The sequence below is a fragment of the Pseudooceanicola aquaeponti genome, from assembly GCF_050897975.1.
Lineage (GTDB): Bacteria > Pseudomonadota > Alphaproteobacteria > Rhodobacterales > Rhodobacteraceae > Pseudooceanicola.
Genome location: NZ_JBPAXY010000004.1, coordinates 14,041 through 30,670, shown reverse-complemented (window position 1 = coordinate 30,670; position 16,630 = coordinate 14,041). Strand labels below are relative to the sequence as shown.

13 protein-coding genes are annotated in these 16,630 nt (G+C 67.7%); 5 read left to right on the top strand and 8 right to left on the bottom strand.

Going from position 1 to position 16,630, the window contains the following annotated elements:
• Position 1: 1 nt before the first annotated feature.
• Positions 2-1,189, bottom strand: coding sequence for a sialidase family protein (locus ACRARE_RS09910; protein WP_432656277.1), 1,188 nt, complete (start codon positions 1,187-1,189; stop codon positions 2-4).
• A 313-nt stretch (positions 1,190-1,502) separates the two neighbouring features.
• Between ACRARE_RS09910 and ACRARE_RS09905 the strand changes: the two genes are divergently transcribed.
• The 5 genes from ACRARE_RS09905 to ACRARE_RS09885 all read left to right on the top strand — a co-directional run bounded on the left by ACRARE_RS09905 (position 1,503) and on the right by ACRARE_RS09885 (position 7,731).
• Positions 1,503-2,999: an ABC transporter substrate-binding protein gene (locus ACRARE_RS09905; protein ID WP_432656276.1), complete on the top strand. Its 1,497-nt coding sequence runs from the start codon at positions 1,503-1,505 to the stop codon at positions 2,997-2,999.
• Between the two features lie 148 nt (positions 3,000-3,147).
• Entirely contained in the window at positions 3,148-4,062 is a 915-nt protein-coding gene (locus ACRARE_RS09900; protein WP_432656275.1) for an ABC transporter permease, read from the top strand.
• A 10-nt stretch (positions 4,063-4,072) separates the two neighbouring features.
• Entirely contained in the window at positions 4,073-5,044 is a 972-nt protein-coding gene (locus ACRARE_RS09895; protein WP_432656274.1) for an ABC transporter permease, read from the top strand.
• Positions 5,037-6,659: an ABC transporter ATP-binding protein gene (locus tag ACRARE_RS09890; RefSeq protein ID WP_432656273.1), complete on the top strand. Its 1,623-nt coding sequence runs from the start codon at positions 5,037-5,039 to the stop codon at positions 6,657-6,659. The genes ACRARE_RS09895 and ACRARE_RS09890 overlap by 8 nt, the downstream gene beginning before the upstream one ends.
• Before the next feature lie 31 nt (positions 6,660-6,690).
• Entirely contained in the window at positions 6,691-7,731 is a 1,041-nt protein-coding gene (locus tag ACRARE_RS09885; RefSeq protein ID WP_432656272.1) for a DUF475 domain-containing protein, read from the top strand.
• Positions 7,732-7,762: 31 nt separating this feature from the next.
• On the opposite strand, the gene ACRARE_RS09880 is transcribed toward ACRARE_RS09885, so the two are convergent.
• The 7 genes from ACRARE_RS09880 to acs form a co-directional block, all read right to left on the bottom strand.
• Positions 7,763-9,154, bottom strand: coding sequence for a 3'-5' exonuclease (locus tag ACRARE_RS09880; RefSeq protein WP_432656271.1), 1,392 nt, complete (start codon positions 9,152-9,154; stop codon positions 7,763-7,765).
• 16 nt (positions 9,155-9,170) lie between these two features.
• Positions 9,171-9,698, bottom strand: a complete 528-nt coding sequence (locus ACRARE_RS09875; RefSeq protein WP_432656270.1) for a hypothetical protein — start codon at positions 9,696-9,698, stop codon at positions 9,171-9,173.
• 18 nt (positions 9,699-9,716) lie between these two features.
• Entirely contained in the window at positions 9,717-11,531 is a 1,815-nt protein-coding gene (locus tag ACRARE_RS09870) for a DUF294 nucleotidyltransferase-like domain-containing protein (RefSeq protein ID WP_432656269.1), read from the bottom strand.
• Between the two features lie 81 nt (positions 11,532-11,612).
• Positions 11,613-13,397 carry a sodium:solute symporter family protein gene (locus tag ACRARE_RS09865; protein ID WP_432656268.1) on the bottom strand — a complete coding sequence of 595 codons (1,785 nt, stop codon included), beginning with the start codon at positions 13,395-13,397 and terminating at the stop codon, positions 11,613-11,615.
• A gap of 6 nt (positions 13,398-13,403) precedes the next feature.
• Positions 13,404-13,682, bottom strand: a complete 279-nt coding sequence (locus ACRARE_RS09860) for a DUF4212 domain-containing protein (protein ID WP_432656267.1) — start codon at positions 13,680-13,682, stop codon at positions 13,404-13,406.
• Between the two features lie 78 nt (positions 13,683-13,760).
• The gene (locus ACRARE_RS09855; protein ID WP_432656266.1) at positions 13,761-14,453 is read right to left on the bottom strand and encodes an adenylate kinase; all 693 of its coding nucleotides are present in this window, start codon (positions 14,451-14,453) and stop codon (positions 13,761-13,763) included.
• 21 nt (positions 14,454-14,474) lie between these two features.
• Entirely contained in the window at positions 14,475-16,439 is a 1,965-nt protein-coding gene (gene acs / locus ACRARE_RS09850; RefSeq protein ID WP_432656265.1) for an acetate--CoA ligase, read from the bottom strand.
• Positions 16,440-16,630: the final 191 nt, after the last annotated feature.

The window sequence follows — 16,630 nt, the reverse complement described above, 5'->3', positions numbered from 1 at the left end:
GTCACTCCTTTCCGGCAAGCTGTTGGACAAGATCGGCGACGGCCTCGGGCGTCAGGCGCACATGGCGGATCGCCCGGCGATAAAGGGTATAGGCGATGTCCAGCCCGCCATCGGAGCGGGGCAGGATCACCGGATAGGACAGCTCCTTGTTGCGGCCATCCTCGGAATTGTTGCTGAGGCAGGTGCCCGGGCTGTCCTCGATCACATGGCGCAGGGGGAAGCTTTGGCCGCCATCGGCCGACAGGCACAGCGCCAGCGGCGCCCGCTCGACACCCCAGATCGGCTGACAGCCCTCGGCGGCCTCGGGGCGGTCGTCGGCCTCTTCCAGCTCATCATAAAGCGAGGCGCGCCGCGCCTGGGATTGCGCCGCAGAGATCGGGTTGCAGACCATGGCCAGCACGCCGCCCGGCAGGGCCGCAACCCCGATCGAGCTGTTGTTGTTGGGCACATCGGTCGGCACCGGCGCCGACCAGCTGCGCCCGCCGTCCCGGCTTTCCGAGCGATGCACGAAATCGGCCTGGCGGCGGCGGTAGAAGGCGGCGAAATCGTCACCGCCCAGGGGCACTGGGGTCATGTGGACGGCGCCGGGCGAGTGCGGCACCTCTTCGACCTGCCAGGTCTGGCCGCCGTCCTGGCTGATACCGATGGCGGCGGTGTCGAAGGCGCCGGTCCAGCGGATGCCGGGGCGCGGGTTGCAGCGGAACAGGGGCAGCACCCAGGCGCCATCGTCGCGCAGGTAGGGGCGGGCGCGGATGAAGGTGCCGGGCGGCAGGCCGGTATCCCGCGCAGGTCCCGCCACCAGCCGGTCGCCCTGACGCTCCAGCGGGCGGATGAAGACCCGCGATTCGTCCTGGTTGCCCGCAGGCTGGGCGGTGTTGCACAGCCAGACCTGCCCCGCGGCATCGGTAAAGATCACAGGGTTCTGCTCGGACCGGTCGGGATCGTCGGTCAGCCGCGCGGGCGGGCCCCAGCGCCCGGCGCCCTCGTCCAGCAAACAGGCGTAGACCGAGATGTCGGACTTGCCTTCCAGGGTGCCGCCAAACCAGGCGCAGAGCAGGGCGCCATCGGGCAGACGGGCCAGGAAAGCCGCGTGGTTCTGCACCGTTTCGGCTGGCAGCACGGCCCATTGCCCGCCCTCGCGCGGCTCCAGCGCGCCATCCATCCTGCTGGCGATCTCCTCCGGCGTCATGCCCGGCCTCCTCCCTGAATTCGTCAGGTGACAAGTGACCAGATCGCCATACAACTTGTCAAGTTGTGAAATGAACACGGCACGATTCCGGCGCGAAACGCTCAGCGCCTTCTAAATTTAATTACCTATATTCAATGATATATACCCAATATCCCCACACCCCAGCATTCAGGTTTGACAAGACTTTCCAACTTTACCAATATCCAGAGGCGCAGGGGCCGCGGGAGGCGGCCTTGCCGCGGGCTGTCCGCTGGCGCGCAAAGGGGCCGGGACGCGCCCCGCACGAAAGGCCAAGGGCCTTAGGGAGGAAGAAATGAAGAGAACCATTTTCATGGCAGGGGCCTTGCTGGCGACCACCGCGCTTAGCCCTGCCTTTGCCGAGGGCGCGGGCGTGACCATCGTGCTGGGCGAGGAACCGGACCTGGTGGAACCCTGCATGGCGACCCGCTCGAACATCGGGCGCATCGTGCTGGGCAACATCAGCGAAACCCTGACCGAGCTGGACGTGCGCGGCGATGAGGGTCTGAAACCCCGCCTGGCCGAAAGCTGGGAGATGGTGGGCGATGCCACCTGGCGCTTCCACCTGCGCGAGGGCGTGACCTTCTCGGACGGCAGCGCCTTTGACGCCGAGGACGTGAAGCATTCCTTCGAGCGCGCCCAGAGCGACCAGATCACCTGCGAGATCTCGCGCTATTACGAAGGCATCGAGATCACCCCCGAGGTGGTCGATGAGCACACCATCGACTTTACCACCGACCCGGCGCAGCCGATCCTGCCGCTGCTGATGACGCTGCTGACCATCGTGCCGTCGGAGACCCCGATCGAGTTCACCCGCGAACCCGTGGGCACCGGCCCCTACACCCTGTCCAACTGGGCGCCGGGGCAAAGCATCACCCTGGAACGCCGCGACGACTATTGGGGCGAGGCCCCCGAGGTGGCATCGGCCAACTATGTCTTCCGCGCCGACCCGTCGGTGCGCGCGGCGATGATCGCCACCGGCGAGGCCGACATTGCGCCCTCGATCTCGGCCATCGACGCCACCACCGAAATGGACATGTCCTATCCCAACTCGGAAACCACCTATCTGCGGATCGACCAGTCCATGGCGCCGCTGGATGATGTCCGGGTGCGCGAGGCGCTGAACATCGCCATCGACCGCGAGGCCTTTGTCGGCACCATCTTGGCCGAGGGCACCCAGCTGGCCACGGCACTGAACGTGCCCACCACCCTGGGCTGGAACGCCGAGACCGAGGCGCGCCCCTATGACCTGGACCGCGCCAAGGCGCTGCTGGAGGAAGCCAAGGCGGACGGCGTGCCGGTCGATACGGAAATCCTTCTGGTGGGCCGCACCGGCAACTTCCCCGGCGCGACCGAGACCTACGAGGCGATCCAGTCGATGCTGTCGGACGCGGGCTTCAACATCCGCCTGCAAATGGTCGAAGTGGCCGAGCATGAGCAGTACTACTCGAAACCCTATGTCGACACCCAGCCGGTCCTGGTGGGCGCGCAGCATGACAACTCGCGCGGCGACCCGGTCTTCTCGATGTACTTCAAGTACCATTCCGATGGCCGTCAGTCCGGCATCGCGGACGCCAAGGCCGACGAGCTGATCGAGGCGGCCACCGCGGCCACCGGCGAAGAGCGCGAGGCGCTGTGGTCCGAGCTGTTCGGTTACCTGCATGACGAGGTGATCGCCGATGTGCTGCTGTTCCACATGGTCGGCCATGCCCGCGTCGGCGACAGCGTGGACTTCACCCCCACCATCGCCACCAACAGCCAGTTGCAGCTGGCCGAGATCGGCCTGAAGTAAGCTGACAGACAGGCGGCGCGCGGGCCATCAGGGCTCGCGCGTTCGCGCCCCTGCTGCCCGCCGGGCGCGCCCGGGGCCCAGGTTTCAAGACCCAAAGTTTCAAGACGGGCGCGCGCCCCGCGTCCCAAGCCCTCAGACGGAGATGCCCATGAACGGGATGATGGGAAAACGCGCCCTGTCGAGCCTGGTCTCGCTGCTGGCCCTGGTCGTGCTGGTGTTCTTCCTGTCGCGCCTCACGGGCGACCCGGCAGCGCTGTACCTGCCGGTCGACGCCTCCGAGGCGATGCGCGACAATTTCCGCGAGATCCACGGGCTGAACGACCCCGTCATCGTGCAGTTCGGCCGCTATCTGGGCGATCTGGTGCAACTTGATTTCGGCGAGAGCCTGCGCAAGGCCCGCCCCGCCATCGACGTGGTGCTGGAGGCCTTCGTCTGGACCCTGTGGCTGGCGCTGATCACCATGACCCTGGTGACCGCGGCCGCCATCGTCGTGGGCTCTGTCGCCGCCTTCCATGTGGGCCGCCCCTTCGACCGTTTCGCCTCGGTCCTGTCGCTCATCGGCGCCTCGGCCCCGGATTTTTGGATCGCGATCATCGGCATCGTGGTCTTCTCGGTCAGCTTCGGCTGGCTGCCCACCTCGGGCACCGGCACGATCTGGCACTGGATCCTGCCGATCTCGGTCCTCTTCGTGCGCCCCTTCGGCCTGATCCTTCAGGTGGTGCGCGGCTCGATGATCACCGCGCTTGGCTCTGCTTACGTGAAAACGGCCCGCGCCAAGGGGGTGAAGAACCGCCCCGTGATCTTCGTCCACACCCTGCGCAATGCCATGCTGCCCGTGATCACCGTGATCGGCGACCAGGCCGCGGCGCTGTTGAACGGTGCCGTGGTGGTCGAGACGATCTTCGGCTTTCCCGGTGTCGGCAAGCTGATGATCGATTCGATCCTGCAACGCGACTTCAACGTCATCCTGGCGGCGATCATGGTCACCGCCCTGGCCATCTTCATCATGAACATCCTGATCGACATCGCCTATGCGCTGCTCGATCCGCGGATCCGGACCTGAGGCGCGGGACATGAGCAATTCCACCACCCCTTCCGCCCACCAGACCGACCAGCAGGCGGTGCCCGCCGAACAGGTCCCGGCCATGCCCGGCACCGGCCCCTCGGGGGGGCGGCGCATCCTGCGGATGCTGATGGCGGACAAGCTGGCCCTTCTGTCGGCGCTGTTTCTGCTGATCGTGCTGGCCTGCGCCATCCTGGGCCCGCTGTTCCTGGCCGATCAGGCCTCTGGCACCAACCTGCGCGCCCGCAATGCCCCCCCCTTCGAGCTGGAGCGCGGCTTTGCCTATATCCTTGGCGGTGACGCCCTGGGGCGGCCGCTGCTGGCGCGCATCGTGATGGCGGCGCGCAACACGATGCTGATCGCGGCGGGCGCCGTGGCGGGGTCGATGCTGATCGGGTCCACCCTGGGGCTGATCGCGGGCTATGCCGGGCGCTGGACCGGCGAGGTGATCATGCGGCTGGCCGATGTGATCATGTCCTTCCCCTCGCTGCTGCTGGCCGTCATCGTGCTGTACATGCTGGCGCCCTCCATCGGGAACCTGGTGCTGGTCCTGGCGATCACCCGCATCCCGATCTACCTGCGCACCACCCGCGCCGAGGTGCTGGAGGTGCGCAAGCGGATGTTCGTGCAGGCCGCCACCGTCATGGGCGCCTCGCGTCGGCGGATCATCTTCCGCCACATCCTGCCGGTGATCCTGCCCACGCTGCTGACCATCGCCACGCTGGATTTCGCCTTTGTCATGCTGGCCGAAAGCGCGCTGTCCTTCCTCGGCATCGGCATCCAGGCGCCCGAGATCACCTGGGGCCTGATGGTCAGCCAGGGCCGCGCCTACCTGACCAACGCCTGGTGGCTGGCCTTCTGGCCCGGCCTGGCGATCATCCTGACCACCATGTCGCTGAACCTGCTGTCCAGCTGGATGCGCGTCGCCCTGAACCCCACGCAGCGCTGGCGGCTGGAGATCGGAGGGAAGAAGAATGACTGATCACCTTCTGGAGGTCCGCAACCTTTCGGTGCAGTTCCACACCGCCCAGGGCATCGTGCGCGCGGTGAACGGCATCTCCTGGCACCTCGACCGGGGCGAGACCCTGGCGATCCTGGGCGAAAGCGGCAGCGGCAAGTCCGTCTCGGCCTCGGCCATCATGAACCTGATCGACATGCCCCCGGGCGAGATCACCAGCGGCGAGATCCTGTTCGAGGGCCTCGACCTGCTGAAGGCCAGCGACGAGGAACGCCGCCGCCTGAACGGCAAGCGGATCTCGATGATCTTCCAGGATCCGCTGGGCCACCTGAACCCGGTCTATCCGGTGGGCTGGCAGATCGCCGAGACCGCCATGGCCCACGGGCGCGGCAAGGCCGAGGCCTATGACCGGGCGCTGGCGCTGATGGAACGGGTCGGCATCCCCGACGCCCGCGCCTCGATGGGCAAGTATCCGCACCAGTTCTCGGGCGGGCAACGGCAGCGGCTGATGATCGCCATGGCCCTGGCCCTGAAACCCGACATCCTGATCGCGGATGAGCCGACCACCGCCTTGGACGTGACCGTTCAGGCCGAGGTGCTGTCGCTGCTGGAGGAATTGCAGGCCGAGACCGGCATGGGCCTTTTGCTGATCACCCATGACCTGGGCGTGGTGGCCGAGGCCGCCGACCGGGCCGTGGTCATGGAAGGCGGGCTGGTGGTGGAAACCGGCACGCCGCGCGATCTCTATCACAACGCCCAGCACCCCTATACGCGCAAACTTCTGGCCGCCGCGCCCGGCAAGGGCGAGATGCGGGTGCCCGACGACAGCCCCGCCCCGATCCTCGAGGTGCGCGACCTGAAGAAAGAGTACGGCGGCTTCGAGGCCCTGAAGGGCGTCAGCTTCGACATGCGGGCGGGCGAAACCCTGGCCGTCGTGGGCGAAAGCGGGTCCGGCAAGTCGACCATCGCGCGGCTGGTGCTGCGCCTGGAAGAGGCCACCAGCGGGTCGGCCCGCTGGAAGGGCGAAGAGCTGCTGACCAAGTCGCCCCGCCAGATGGGCAAGCTGCGCCGCCAGTTGCAGATGGTCTTTCAGGATCCGACACAATCGCTGAACCCGCATATGTCGGTCTTTCAGATCATTTCCGAGGCCTGGGTGATCCATCCCGACATCCTGCCCAAGGCGCGCTGGCCCGAACGGGTGGCCGAACTGCTGGAACAGGTGGGCCTGTCGCCTGACCACGCGCAACGCTATCCGCACCAGTTCTCGGGCGGGCAGCGCCAGCGGATCGCCATCGCCCGCGCCCTGGCGCTGGAACCCGATCTGATCATTTGCGACGAGGCCGTCAGCGCACTGGACGTGTCGATCCAGGCCCAGGTGATCGACCTGCTGGGCAAGCTGCGCGATGAGCTGGGCATCGCCTTTCTGTTTATTGCCCACGACCTGCCCGTGGTGCGGGATTTCGCCGATCGCGTGCTGGTCATGCAACGGGGCGAGGTTGTCGAACAGGGATCGGTCACCCAGATCTTCAACGCCCCGCGCGCGCCCTATACGCAGCGCCTGCTGGCCGCCGGGCTGGACAGCGACCCCGATGTGCAGGCAGAGCGCCGCGCGGCGCGTCTGGCCCTGGCGGCGGGCTGACGCCGCGCGCCCCGACGAAAGGACCTCTCCCATGGCCACCGCATTCCACTATTTCAAATGGGCCTTCCTGGTCACCCTGCTGGGGCTGGCGGGCAGTTTCTGGCTGGGCTGGCGCTATGACGGCACCCTGGGCGCGGCGCTGTCCTTCCTGCTGATCGGGGCGGTGCTGGCGGTGCTGGAAATCTCGCTGTCCTTCGACAATGCCATCGTCAACGCCAACAAGCTGAAGACCATGACCCCGGTCTGGCGGCAGCGCTTCCTGACTTGGGGGATCCTGATCGCCGTCTTCGGGATGCGCATCATCTTCCCGCTGGCCATCGTCGCCATCGCCGCCCGCGTCGGCCCCATCGAGGCCCTGCGCCTGGCCGCCAGCGAGCCGCAGGAATACGCCCGCATCATGGAGGAAAGCCACCTGTCCATCGCGGCCTTCGGCGGCGCCTTCCTGGCCATGGTGGCCCTGTCCTTCTTCATGGACGAGGCGAAAGAGGTCGACTGGATCCACCGGATCGAACGCCGCCTGCGCTCGATGGGGACGATCAAGGGGGTGACCTACGGCATCGTTCTGGTGGTGATCCTGGGCTTTTCCACCCAGCTTGGCACCGCCGATCAGGCCACCTTCCTGAAATCCGCCGTGCTGGGGCTGGTGGTCTTCATGTGCGTGGAAACCCTGGCCCATGTGCTGGATGCCGAGGACGAGGTGCAAAGCGCGGCCCGCGCCGGGGGGCTGGGTGCCTTCCTCTACCTCGAAGTGCTGGATGCCTCCTTCAGCTTTGACGGGGTGATCGGGGCCTTTGCCCTGACCAACAACCTGTTCCTGATCGCCATCGGTCTGGGGATCGGGGCGATGTACGTGCGCTCGATGACCATCATGCTGGTGGAAAAGCAGACCCTGAACGAGTTCCGCTTTCTCGAACACGGGGCCTTCTATTCGATCCTGGCCCTGGCGGTGGTGATGTTCGCGCAAAGCGTGGTGCATATCCCCGAGGTGATCACCGGCCTGCTGGGGGCGGGGATCATCGCCCTGTCCTTCATCTCGTCCCTGCGGTTCAACCGCCACGCGCAGCACGGCTGAGGCCGGGCGCGCGCCAGCGCCCCCGCCCCGCTCAGTCGGGGTTCAGATCCGGCAGCAGCCGCGCATGGCGTTTCTGCGCCGCGATCAGATCCCCCAGCCGGGTCTGGCCGCGCGCCGCGAACAGGCGGCACATCTTGGCGAAGACCTGGGCCGTGGCCTCGGCATCGCCCAGGGCGCTGTGGCGGATATGTTCGGGGAAGGGCACGTCCAGCCGCGCCGCCAGCGCCTCTAGCGTCAGGGGCTTGTCGCTGCCCAGCAGTTCCGCGCCCAGCAGGACGGTGTCCAGCACCGGATGATCCAGCGCCGCCCCGGTGGCGCGGGCGTGCTGGCCCAGGAAGGCCATGTCGAAGGGCGCGTTATGGGCCACCAGCACGGCGCCCTCGGCAAAGTCCAGGAACCGCCGCCCGGCCTCGGCCATGGGCGGTGCGCCCGCCACCATGGCGTCGGTGATCCCGTGGATCCGGGTCGAGGCCTCGGGGATCGGGCGTTCGGGATCGACGAAACTGTCGAAGACCTCGCCCGGGACCAGCCGCGCCCCGATGGCGCGCACCGCGCCGATCTGCACCACCGCGTCGCGGGCAGGCAGCAACCCGGTGGTTTCGGTGTCGAAGATGACAAAGGTCAGGTCGGCCAGCTCGGCCTCGCGCAGCGGCCCGGCGGCGCGGGCGGGCAGCGAGAAGTCATAGGCCAGCGGGCGTTCGGCCACATGGGCGCTGCCCGCCTCCAGGGTCAGCAGACAGCCCGCGCCGGGGCCCATGCGGCGGATCTCGCCCTCTTGCACCTGGTGGCCGTCCACGCTGGCCAGGCGAATGGGCGCGCTTTGCCCCGGGCCCAGATCGGCCAGCAGGCGCATCACCTCGGCCATGTCGAACCAATGCGACAGGGGTTGGCCCAGGCCCGGCGGGCGGGTGGCCTCCAGCAGGCGCGCGGCCTGCCCATCGTAAAGCAGCAGCCGCCCGGCATCGTCCAGCAGGATCACCGCCAGGGGGATCTCGGACAAAAGCGCGGTCAGCCGCTCGCGCTCGCCGCGCAGGTGCTGGGCCTCGCCCGCCAGATCCTCGACCGCCGACAGGGCGCCCTGCCCCAGCTGACCCGACAGGGCATGGGCCGCGGGGCCCAGATCGCCGAGGTAGCGGGCGGATGCGGTGTCGATGCCGCCGGTGCCCGCATGGGCCCGCAGCCGCATGTCGGTGGCCAGCCCCTGGATGGGCCGCGCGACGTTTTCATCGAAGAGATACCAGACCCCCGCCACCAGCCCCGAGATCGAAAACCCCGCCGCCAACCCGGCGGTGACATAGCCCTGCGCGCCGCCCGCGCCGTGGCGATAGCCCGCCCAGAGGCCCAGGGCCAAAAGCGCCAGCGCCCCCAGACCCAGCCCCAGGAAGAACAGTGCGATGCGCAGGCGCAGGCTCAGCCGGTCCATCCCCCCTGCCCCGCCGCTACAGCGCGCAGGTGGCCGCGACCACCGGGTCGTCGGCCCCCATGGGGCGGAAGGTGGCACCGGTCAGCCCCTGGTCGGTGATCGCCACCTCGGGGCCGATGTCGGCACGGCGCCCGCCCGCGCAATCCACCGCCACCCGCAGGGCCCGGGTGGGCTGCCAGCGGGCAAAGGCGAAAATGTCGATCACCCGCAGCGGCGCGGCGCCTTCGCCCGCGCCGGGCAGCGCGCGCAGCGACTGGGTGTCGACGGCGATAAAGCGCGAGGTGAAGGGCGCCACCAGGGTCCAGGGCCGCCAGAGGGCGCTTTCCTCTGCCGTCACCACCACCTCGACCCCCTCGGGCAGCCCCGCCACGGTGCGCGGATACCAGTCGTATTCATTGAAGATCGCCATGGCGATCATCGCCGCCCCCGCCGCGACGGGGATCAGCCAGCGCGGCAGCCGCCCGCCCGAGGCCTTGGCCAGGATCAGCGCCAGCCCCGCCCCGGCAAAGCCCGCCACGATCACGGCGATCATCTCGAAAAACATCAGTGTCCCCCCTCGGCCCTAGCCGACCGTAGCACGGCCCTGGCCGATGGCCGATTGCATTGTGCGCACCACGACGAAGGCGTCGCGCAGATGCGCGCGTTCGAAATCCGACAGCTCTGACGGCACCAGATAGTTGTCGGGCGCCAGCCCGTCGCGGATCTGCCGCGCCTGGTGGCGCAGACGGGTTTCGGCGATCAGGTCGTAGGCGTCCAGCAGATCCCGCGCACCCGAGGCCGAGACCGGCCCACCGGCTGCGCTTTCGATCCGGGCGCGGGTGTTCACCGGCTCCAGCCGCCCCATCAGGGCGTAGAGCCGGGCCAGATCCACCACCGGCACCACGCCCGACATCTTCAGATCCACGCTGTCCTTGTGATCGCCCGAGCGGATCCGCGCGATCGAGCGGAAGAGGCCCAGGGGCGGCTGATGCTTCAGCGAGTTGGCGATCATGTGCGCCACGAAGATGGAATTCTTCGAGGCCGCCTCCAGCGTGTCGCGGTGCAACGCCTCGTAAAGCCCCGTCTCGCCCCGGATCGGGCGCAGGTCGAACATGACCGAGGCCAGCATCTGCGCCTCGGGCACGGGGCGGTCGATCCAGCCCTGGAAATAGCTGCGCCAGACCGACAGCGGCTGCCGCCAGCGCGGGGTCGAGGCCATCATCTCGCCCGGGCAGAAGACGTAACCGGCGGCGTTCAGCCCCTCGGTGACCTTTGCCGCCAGGGCGTCGAAATAGGGCAGGTCGGCCTCGCGCGCGGCGTCATCCAGGATCAGGCAATTGTCCTGATCCGAGACGCCCGTCTGTTCCGCCCGGCCCTGGCTGCCGCAGGCCAGCCACAGGTAGGGCACGGGCGGCGGGCCAAGGGCCTCTTCGGCCAGGACCAGCAGGCGGCGGGTGGCGGCATCGGCCACATCGGTGATCAGCCGGGTCACCACGTCGTGGCGGTTGCCCGCTCCGGTCAGTTGCAGCAGCATCGCGGGAATGCGCGCGGTGGCGGCGGCGATCTGCGCCACGCCCTCGGCCTCGGCGATCGACGAGATCAGCCATCCCGAGGTCACCGCCTGTTGCCGCATCAGATCGGTCCGGGTGACGATGCCCAGAAGGCGGCCCCCCTCGACCACCGGCACATGGCCGATGCGGCGTTCCATGATAAGGTGCAACACATCCGTGCCCAGGGCCGAAGGCGGCAGGGTCAGCGGATCGGGCGTCATCACCTGGGCCACGGGGGTGGCGGGGGGCAGGCCCCGGCCCAGCACCCGGCCCGACAGGTCGCGGATGGTGACGATGCCGGTCAGACGCTCGCCTTCGGTGACCAGCAGGCAGGAAATGCCCGCCTCCTGCATCATTCGGGCGGCCTCGGTCGCGGGAGTGTCCGGGGCGCAGGTCAGCGGCCCGCGCGTCATCAGATCGGCCAACCGGGCGGTGGCCAGCGCCGCCGGGCGTTCCGGCGCGCGCCGCGCCTCGCCGCGTTCGAAGAACCGCGCCACGGCGGGTTCGGACTGGCGCAGGGCGTGGAAATCCTCGGCGGGCAGCAGCAGCAGCTTGCAGCCGGTGCGCGCCACGGCGGTGGTGGCGGCGATGCCGTCGCGCATCAGCCCGCGTTCACCGAAAGAGTTGCCGGTCTTCAGCCGCGACAGTTCAGCGCCTGCGGCATCGCGGATCGCCACCTCGCCGCCCTGGATGATGAAGAGGCCCGGCGCCGGGTCGCCCTGGGCAAAGACCACCTCGCCGGGGGCCAGGTCGCGCGCCTGGAAACGGACGGCAACATCCGACAGGGCGGCGGGGGTCAGGGTGGAATAGGGATGCAAGCCGGAGAGGAAACTGGCGATGCTGTCCATCTGGCGCCTCTCGATCTGGCCTTGGGTCTTTGGGTGGGGGCAGAGGGCCGCGCGTGGCGGCCCCCTGCGGAAGGTAGGGTATCAGTGATCGGCGGCTGCCGCACCTGCGCCGCGCGGGATGCGGACGCTTTCCACCAGCTCTTCGATCTCTGCCGGGATCGGCGTGGTGGCTTTCGACACCGTGAAGGCCACGGCAAAGTTCACCAGCGCGCCGATTGCCCCGAAGGAGGTCGACTTGATCCCGAACAGCAGCGGTTCCGCATCGGTGAAGCTGTTGGTGCCCGGGATGAAGAACCAGCCCTTGTGCAGGAAGATGTAGAGCAGGGTCAGCAGCAGACCTGCCAGCATCCCGGCCACGGCGCCCTTGTTGTTCACCTTGGTAAAGATGCCCATCATCAGCACCGGGAAGATCGAGCTTGCCGCCAGGCCGAAGGCCAGGGCCACGGTCTGCGCCGCGAAGCCCGGGGGGTTCAGACCCAGCCAGGTCGCCACCGCGATGGCCACGGCCATGGCGATCCGGGCCGACATCAGCTCGCCCTTCTCCGAGATGTTGGGGGTCAACTGCCCCTTCATCAGGTCGTGGGACACCGCCGAGGAGATGGCCAGCAGAAGACCCGCCGCCGTCGACAGCGCCGCCGCAAGGCCGCCCGCCGCGATCAGGCCGATCACCCAGCTGGGCAGGTTGGCGATCTCGGGGTTGGCCAGCACCAGGATGTCGCGGTTGAAGTTGTTCAGCTCGTTGCCTTCCCAGCCTTCAGCCGCCGCACGTTCCTGCATCGCGGGATCGGCGTCGTTGTAGTACTGGATCAGCCCGTCGCCGTTCAGGTCTTCCCAACCCAGCATCCCGGTCTGCTGCCAGGTGGCCATCCAGTCGTAAGTGGGGTCGGTCTCGATCTGCTCCAGCGAGACGGCGGCGCCGTCGGTGCCATTGGGCCAGAACTGCTGCGTGATGTTCAGCCGCGCCATGGCGCCCACGGCCGGGGCCGTCAGGTACAGCAGCGCGATGAAGACCAGCGCCCAACCGGCGGACCAGCGGGCATCGGCCACGCGGGGCACGGTGAAGAAGCGCATGATCACATGCGGCAGACCGGCGGTGCCGATCATCAGCGACAGGGTGAAGAGCACCAGGTTCAGGGTATCGCCGTTATGCGCCGTGTACTGGTTGAAGCCCAGCTCGGTCACGATGGCGTCCAGCTTCTGCAACAGCGGCTCGCCAGAGGCCAGGTCGGTGCCGAAGAGGCCCAGGCCCGGGATCGGGTTGCCGGTCAGTTGCAGCGAGATGAAGATCGCCGGGATGGTGTAGGCCAGGATCAGCACGATGTACTGGGCGACCTGGGTGTAGGTCACGCCCTTCATGCCGCCGAAGACCGCATAGGCGAAAACGATCACGGCGCCGATCAGCAGGCCGGTGGTGTTGTCCACCTCCAGGAAGCGGCCAAAGGCCACGCCCACGCCGGTCATCTGGCCGATCACATAGGTGACGGAACAGATGATCAGGCAGATCACCGCCACCAGACGCGCGGTCGGGCTATAGAAACGGTCGCCGATGAACTCCGACACGGTGAACTTGCCGAACTTGCGCAGGTAGGGCGCCAGCAGCAGCGCCAGCAGCACATAGCCGCCGGTCCAGCCCATCAGGAAGGCCGAGTTGTCATAGCCCACGAAGGCGATGAGGCCCGCCATGGACAGGAAAGAGGCCGCCGACATCCAGTCGGCCGCAGTGGCCATGCCGTTGGTGACGGGGTGCACCCCGCGACCGGCGGCATAGAATTCGGACGTGGACCCGGCACGGGCCCAGATCGCGATGCCGATGTAGATCGCGAAGGACGCGCCCACGAACAGCAGGTTGATGGTAAACTGGTCCATGGCCTCTTACTCCTCCTCGACGCCGAATTCGCGGTCGAGCCGGTTCATCTTCCACGCGTAGAAGAAGATGATCGCCAGGAAGACCAGGATGGAGCCCTGCTGGGCGAACCAGAAGCCGAGGTCGGAACCCCCGACCTGGATGCCAGAGATCAGCGGCCGCAGCAGGATGCCGAAGCCGAAGGACACGAGGGCCCAGATGATCAGGCTGATCTTGATGATGCGGACGTTTGCGGCCCAGTAGGCCTTGCCGTCCGACGCGTTGCCGCGTCCGGTATCGGGTGACATTTCCCACCTCCTCCATTGGGTTAGTCGTTCTGAAATGACCCCCGCCCGCGCCAGGCGCGGACCGGGGCCGGGAATAGCTCAGGCCGTCACGCGTTCCGCGATCCGGGCCATCTGGCGCGACACCTCGGCGATGTCCTGCATGGCATCGACCCGGTCCAGCGCGCCGCGTGCCTCGTAATAGGCGACCAGGGGCGCGGTCTGGACGTGGTAGGCCTCCAGCCGGGCGGCCACCGTCTCGGGGCGGTCATCGGCGCGGCGCACCATCTCGGTGCCGCCGCAGGCGTCGCAGACGCCCTCGGCCTTGGTCGGCTTGAACCGGTCGTGATAGCCCTCGCCGCAGCCCTTGCAGGTGAACCGGCCCGAGATCCGGTCGACCATGGCCGCGTCGTCCACCTCCAGCGAGATGGCGGTATCGACCCGGGCGGCGCGCGCCGTCAGCAGATCATCCAGCGCCCGGGCCTGGCCAGTGGTGCGCGGGAAGCCATCCAGGATGACGCCCTGCGCCACGTCCGGCTGGCCCAGCCGGTCGGTCAGGATCGCCAGCACGATCTCGTCCGAGACCAGCCCGCCCGCATCCATCACCGCCTTGGCCGCCTGGCCCGCCTCGGTGCCGCGGGCCACCGCGTCGCGCAGCAGGTCGCCGGTCGACAGCTGCACCAGGCCGAAACGCTGTTCCAGCAGCCTCGCCTGGGTACCCTTGCCGGCGCCCGGCGGGCCCAGCAGGATCACCACGGGCGGCGCGTCGGGGGTATTGGGGCCTTGTCCGTCCATATCCAGTCCTCCCTTGCCCGCTCAGTCGCGGTTCATGCGGTTTTCGATCAGATCGTCGACGACCGACGGGTCGGCCAGGGTCGAGGTATCGCCCAGCGCGCCATAGTCGTTCTCGGCGATCTTGCGCAGGATGCGGCGCATGATCTTGCCCGAACGGGTCTTGGGCAGGCCCGGCGCCCATTGCACCAGGTCGGGGCTGGCGATCGGGCCAATCTCGTTGCGGACCCAGCCGCGCAGTTCCTTGACCAGCTCGTCCGAGGGTTCGACCCCGTTCATCAGGGTCACGTAGCAATAGATGCCCTGGCCCTTCACCGCGTGGGGGTAGCCGACCACGGCGGCCTCGGCGACCTTGTGGTGCGCGACCAGGGCCGACTCGACCTCGGCGGTGCCCATGCGGTGGCCCGAGACGTTGATCACGTCATCGACGCGGCCGGTGATCCACAGATCGCCATCGGCATCCGCGCGGCAGCCGTCGCCCGAGAAGTAATGGCCCTTGTACTGCTGGAAATAGGTGGCCTCGAACCGTTCATGATCGCCCCAGACGGTGCGCATCTGGCCGGGCCAGCTGTCCTTCAGGGCCAGCACGCCCTCGGCGGGGCGTTCGGTGATCTCTTCGCCGGTGGTGGCGTCCAGCACCACGGTCTGCACCCCGAAGAAGGGCTTCATGGCCGAGCCGGGTTTGGTCGCGTGCGCCCCGGGGATCGGGGTCAGCAGGTGGCCGCCGGTCTCGGTCTGCCACCAGGTGTCAACGATGGGGCAGCGGCCCTGGCCGACCTTCTCGTTGTACCAGTTCCAGGCCTCGGGGTTGATCGGCTCGCCCACAGTGCCCAGCAGGCGGAGCGAGGACAGGTCGCAGCCCTCGACGAAGCTGTCGCCCTGGCCCATCAGCGCGCGCAGGGCGGTCGGGGCGGTGTAGAACTGCGTCACCTTGTGCTTTTCCACCACCTGCCAGAAGCGGCTGGCGTCGGGGTAGGTGGGCACGCCTTCGAACATCACCGTGGTCGCGCCGTTGGCCAGGGGGCCGTAGACGATATAGGTATGGCCGGTGACCCAGCCCACATCGGCGGTGCACCAGTAAACGTCGCCCTCGTGGTAGTCGAAGACCACCTCATGGGTCAGCGCCGCATAGGTCAGATAGCCGCCCGAGGTATGCACAACGCCCTTGGGTTTGCCGGTCGAGCCGGAGGTGTAGAGGATGAACAGCGGATCCTCGGCATTCATCGGGCGCGGCGGGCAATCCGGCGCGGCATGGGACATGAGGTAGTTCAGGTCCACATCGCGCCCGTCGATCCAGCTGGTCTGGTCGCCGGTGTGTTTCACCACCAGGCAGCGCACCTTGTCCGAGCAGTGCAGCAGCGCCGCGTCGGCATTGGATTTCAGCGGCGTCCGGCGGCCGCCCCGGGGGGCGGTGTCGGCGGTGATGACGATCTTGGCGCCGCAGTCGTTGACCCGGTTGGCCAGGGCATCGGGGCTGAAGCCCGCGAAGACCACGGAATGGATGGCGCCGATCCGCGCGCAGGCCAGCATGGCATAGGCGGCCTCGGGGATCATCGGCAGATAGATCACCACCCGGTCGCCGCGCATCACGCCCTGGCTCAGCAGGACGTTGGCCATGCGGTTCACCTTGTCCGACAGCTCGTTGTAGGTAATGTGCTGGGCAGGCGCCTCGGGGTCATCGGGTTCGAACAGGATCGCGGTCTGATCGCCGCGGGTGGCCAGATGCCGGTCGATGCAGTTGACGGCGACGTTCAGATAGCCGTCTTCGAACCACTTGATGCTGACGCGGCCGAAATCGAAGCAGGTGTTCTTGATGGTCGTCGGGCGGGTGACCCAGTCCAGACGCTCGGCCTGTTCGGCCCAGAACCCTTCGGGGTCGGTGACGGAACGCTCGTACATCGCGTCGTAGGTGGCCAGATCGACATTGGCCTGGGCCACGAACTCTTTGGACGGCGGGACAACCCCGCTTGCGGGCATTGCGACGTTCATCGGGTCTCCTCCCTCTGCTTGTGATCCGTATGCCGCGGCCTCCTCTTGGCGCAGGCATAGGGACGTCAACAAAGGGATAACGAAACGGAAAAGTTCTTTCTAGTGTTTTGTAAATGCTACTTTTCTCTGTAAATTTATTTCCCAGAGATCCAGTCAATCTGTGAATTTGTTGACACCTGCAACTGAAGTTC

Bases quoted from the DNA above. Each gene is read 5' to 3' on its own strand.
- ACRARE_RS09910 (WP_432656277.1), bottom strand. From the start codon at position 1,189: ATGACGCCGGAGGAGATCGCCAGCAGGATGGATGGCGCGCTGGAGCCG.
- ACRARE_RS09905 (WP_432656276.1), top strand. From the start codon at position 1,503: ATGAAGAGAACCATTTTCATGGCAGGGGCCTTGCTGGCGACCACCGCG.
- ACRARE_RS09900 (WP_432656275.1), top strand. From the start codon at position 3,148: ATGAACGGGATGATGGGAAAACGCGCCCTGTCGAGCCTGGTCTCGCTG.
- ACRARE_RS09895 (WP_432656274.1), top strand. From the start codon at position 4,073: ATGAGCAATTCCACCACCCCTTCCGCCCACCAGACCGACCAGCAGGCG.
- ACRARE_RS09890 (WP_432656273.1), top strand. From the start codon at position 5,037: ATGACTGATCACCTTCTGGAGGTCCGCAACCTTTCGGTGCAGTTCCAC.
- ACRARE_RS09885 (WP_432656272.1), top strand. From the start codon at position 6,691: ATGGCCACCGCATTCCACTATTTCAAATGGGCCTTCCTGGTCACCCTG.
- ACRARE_RS09880 (WP_432656271.1), bottom strand. From the start codon at position 9,154: ATGGACCGGCTGAGCCTGCGCCTGCGCATCGCACTGTTCTTCCTGGGG.
- ACRARE_RS09875 (WP_432656270.1), bottom strand. From the start codon at position 9,698: ATGTTTTTCGAGATGATCGCCGTGATCGTGGCGGGCTTTGCCGGGGCG.
- ACRARE_RS09870 (WP_432656269.1), bottom strand. From the start codon at position 11,531: ATGGACAGCATCGCCAGTTTCCTCTCCGGCTTGCATCCCTATTCCACC.
- ACRARE_RS09865 (WP_432656268.1), bottom strand. From the start codon at position 13,397: ATGGACCAGTTTACCATCAACCTGCTGTTCGTGGGCGCGTCCTTCGCG.
- ACRARE_RS09860 (WP_432656267.1), bottom strand. From the start codon at position 13,682: ATGTCACCCGATACCGGACGCGGCAACGCGTCGGACGGCAAGGCCTAC.
- ACRARE_RS09855 (WP_432656266.1), bottom strand. From the start codon at position 14,453: ATGGACGGACAAGGCCCCAATACCCCCGACGCGCCGCCCGTGGTGATC.
- acs (WP_432656265.1), bottom strand. From the start codon at position 16,439: ATGAACGTCGCAATGCCCGCAAGCGGGGTTGTCCCGCCGTCCAAAGAG.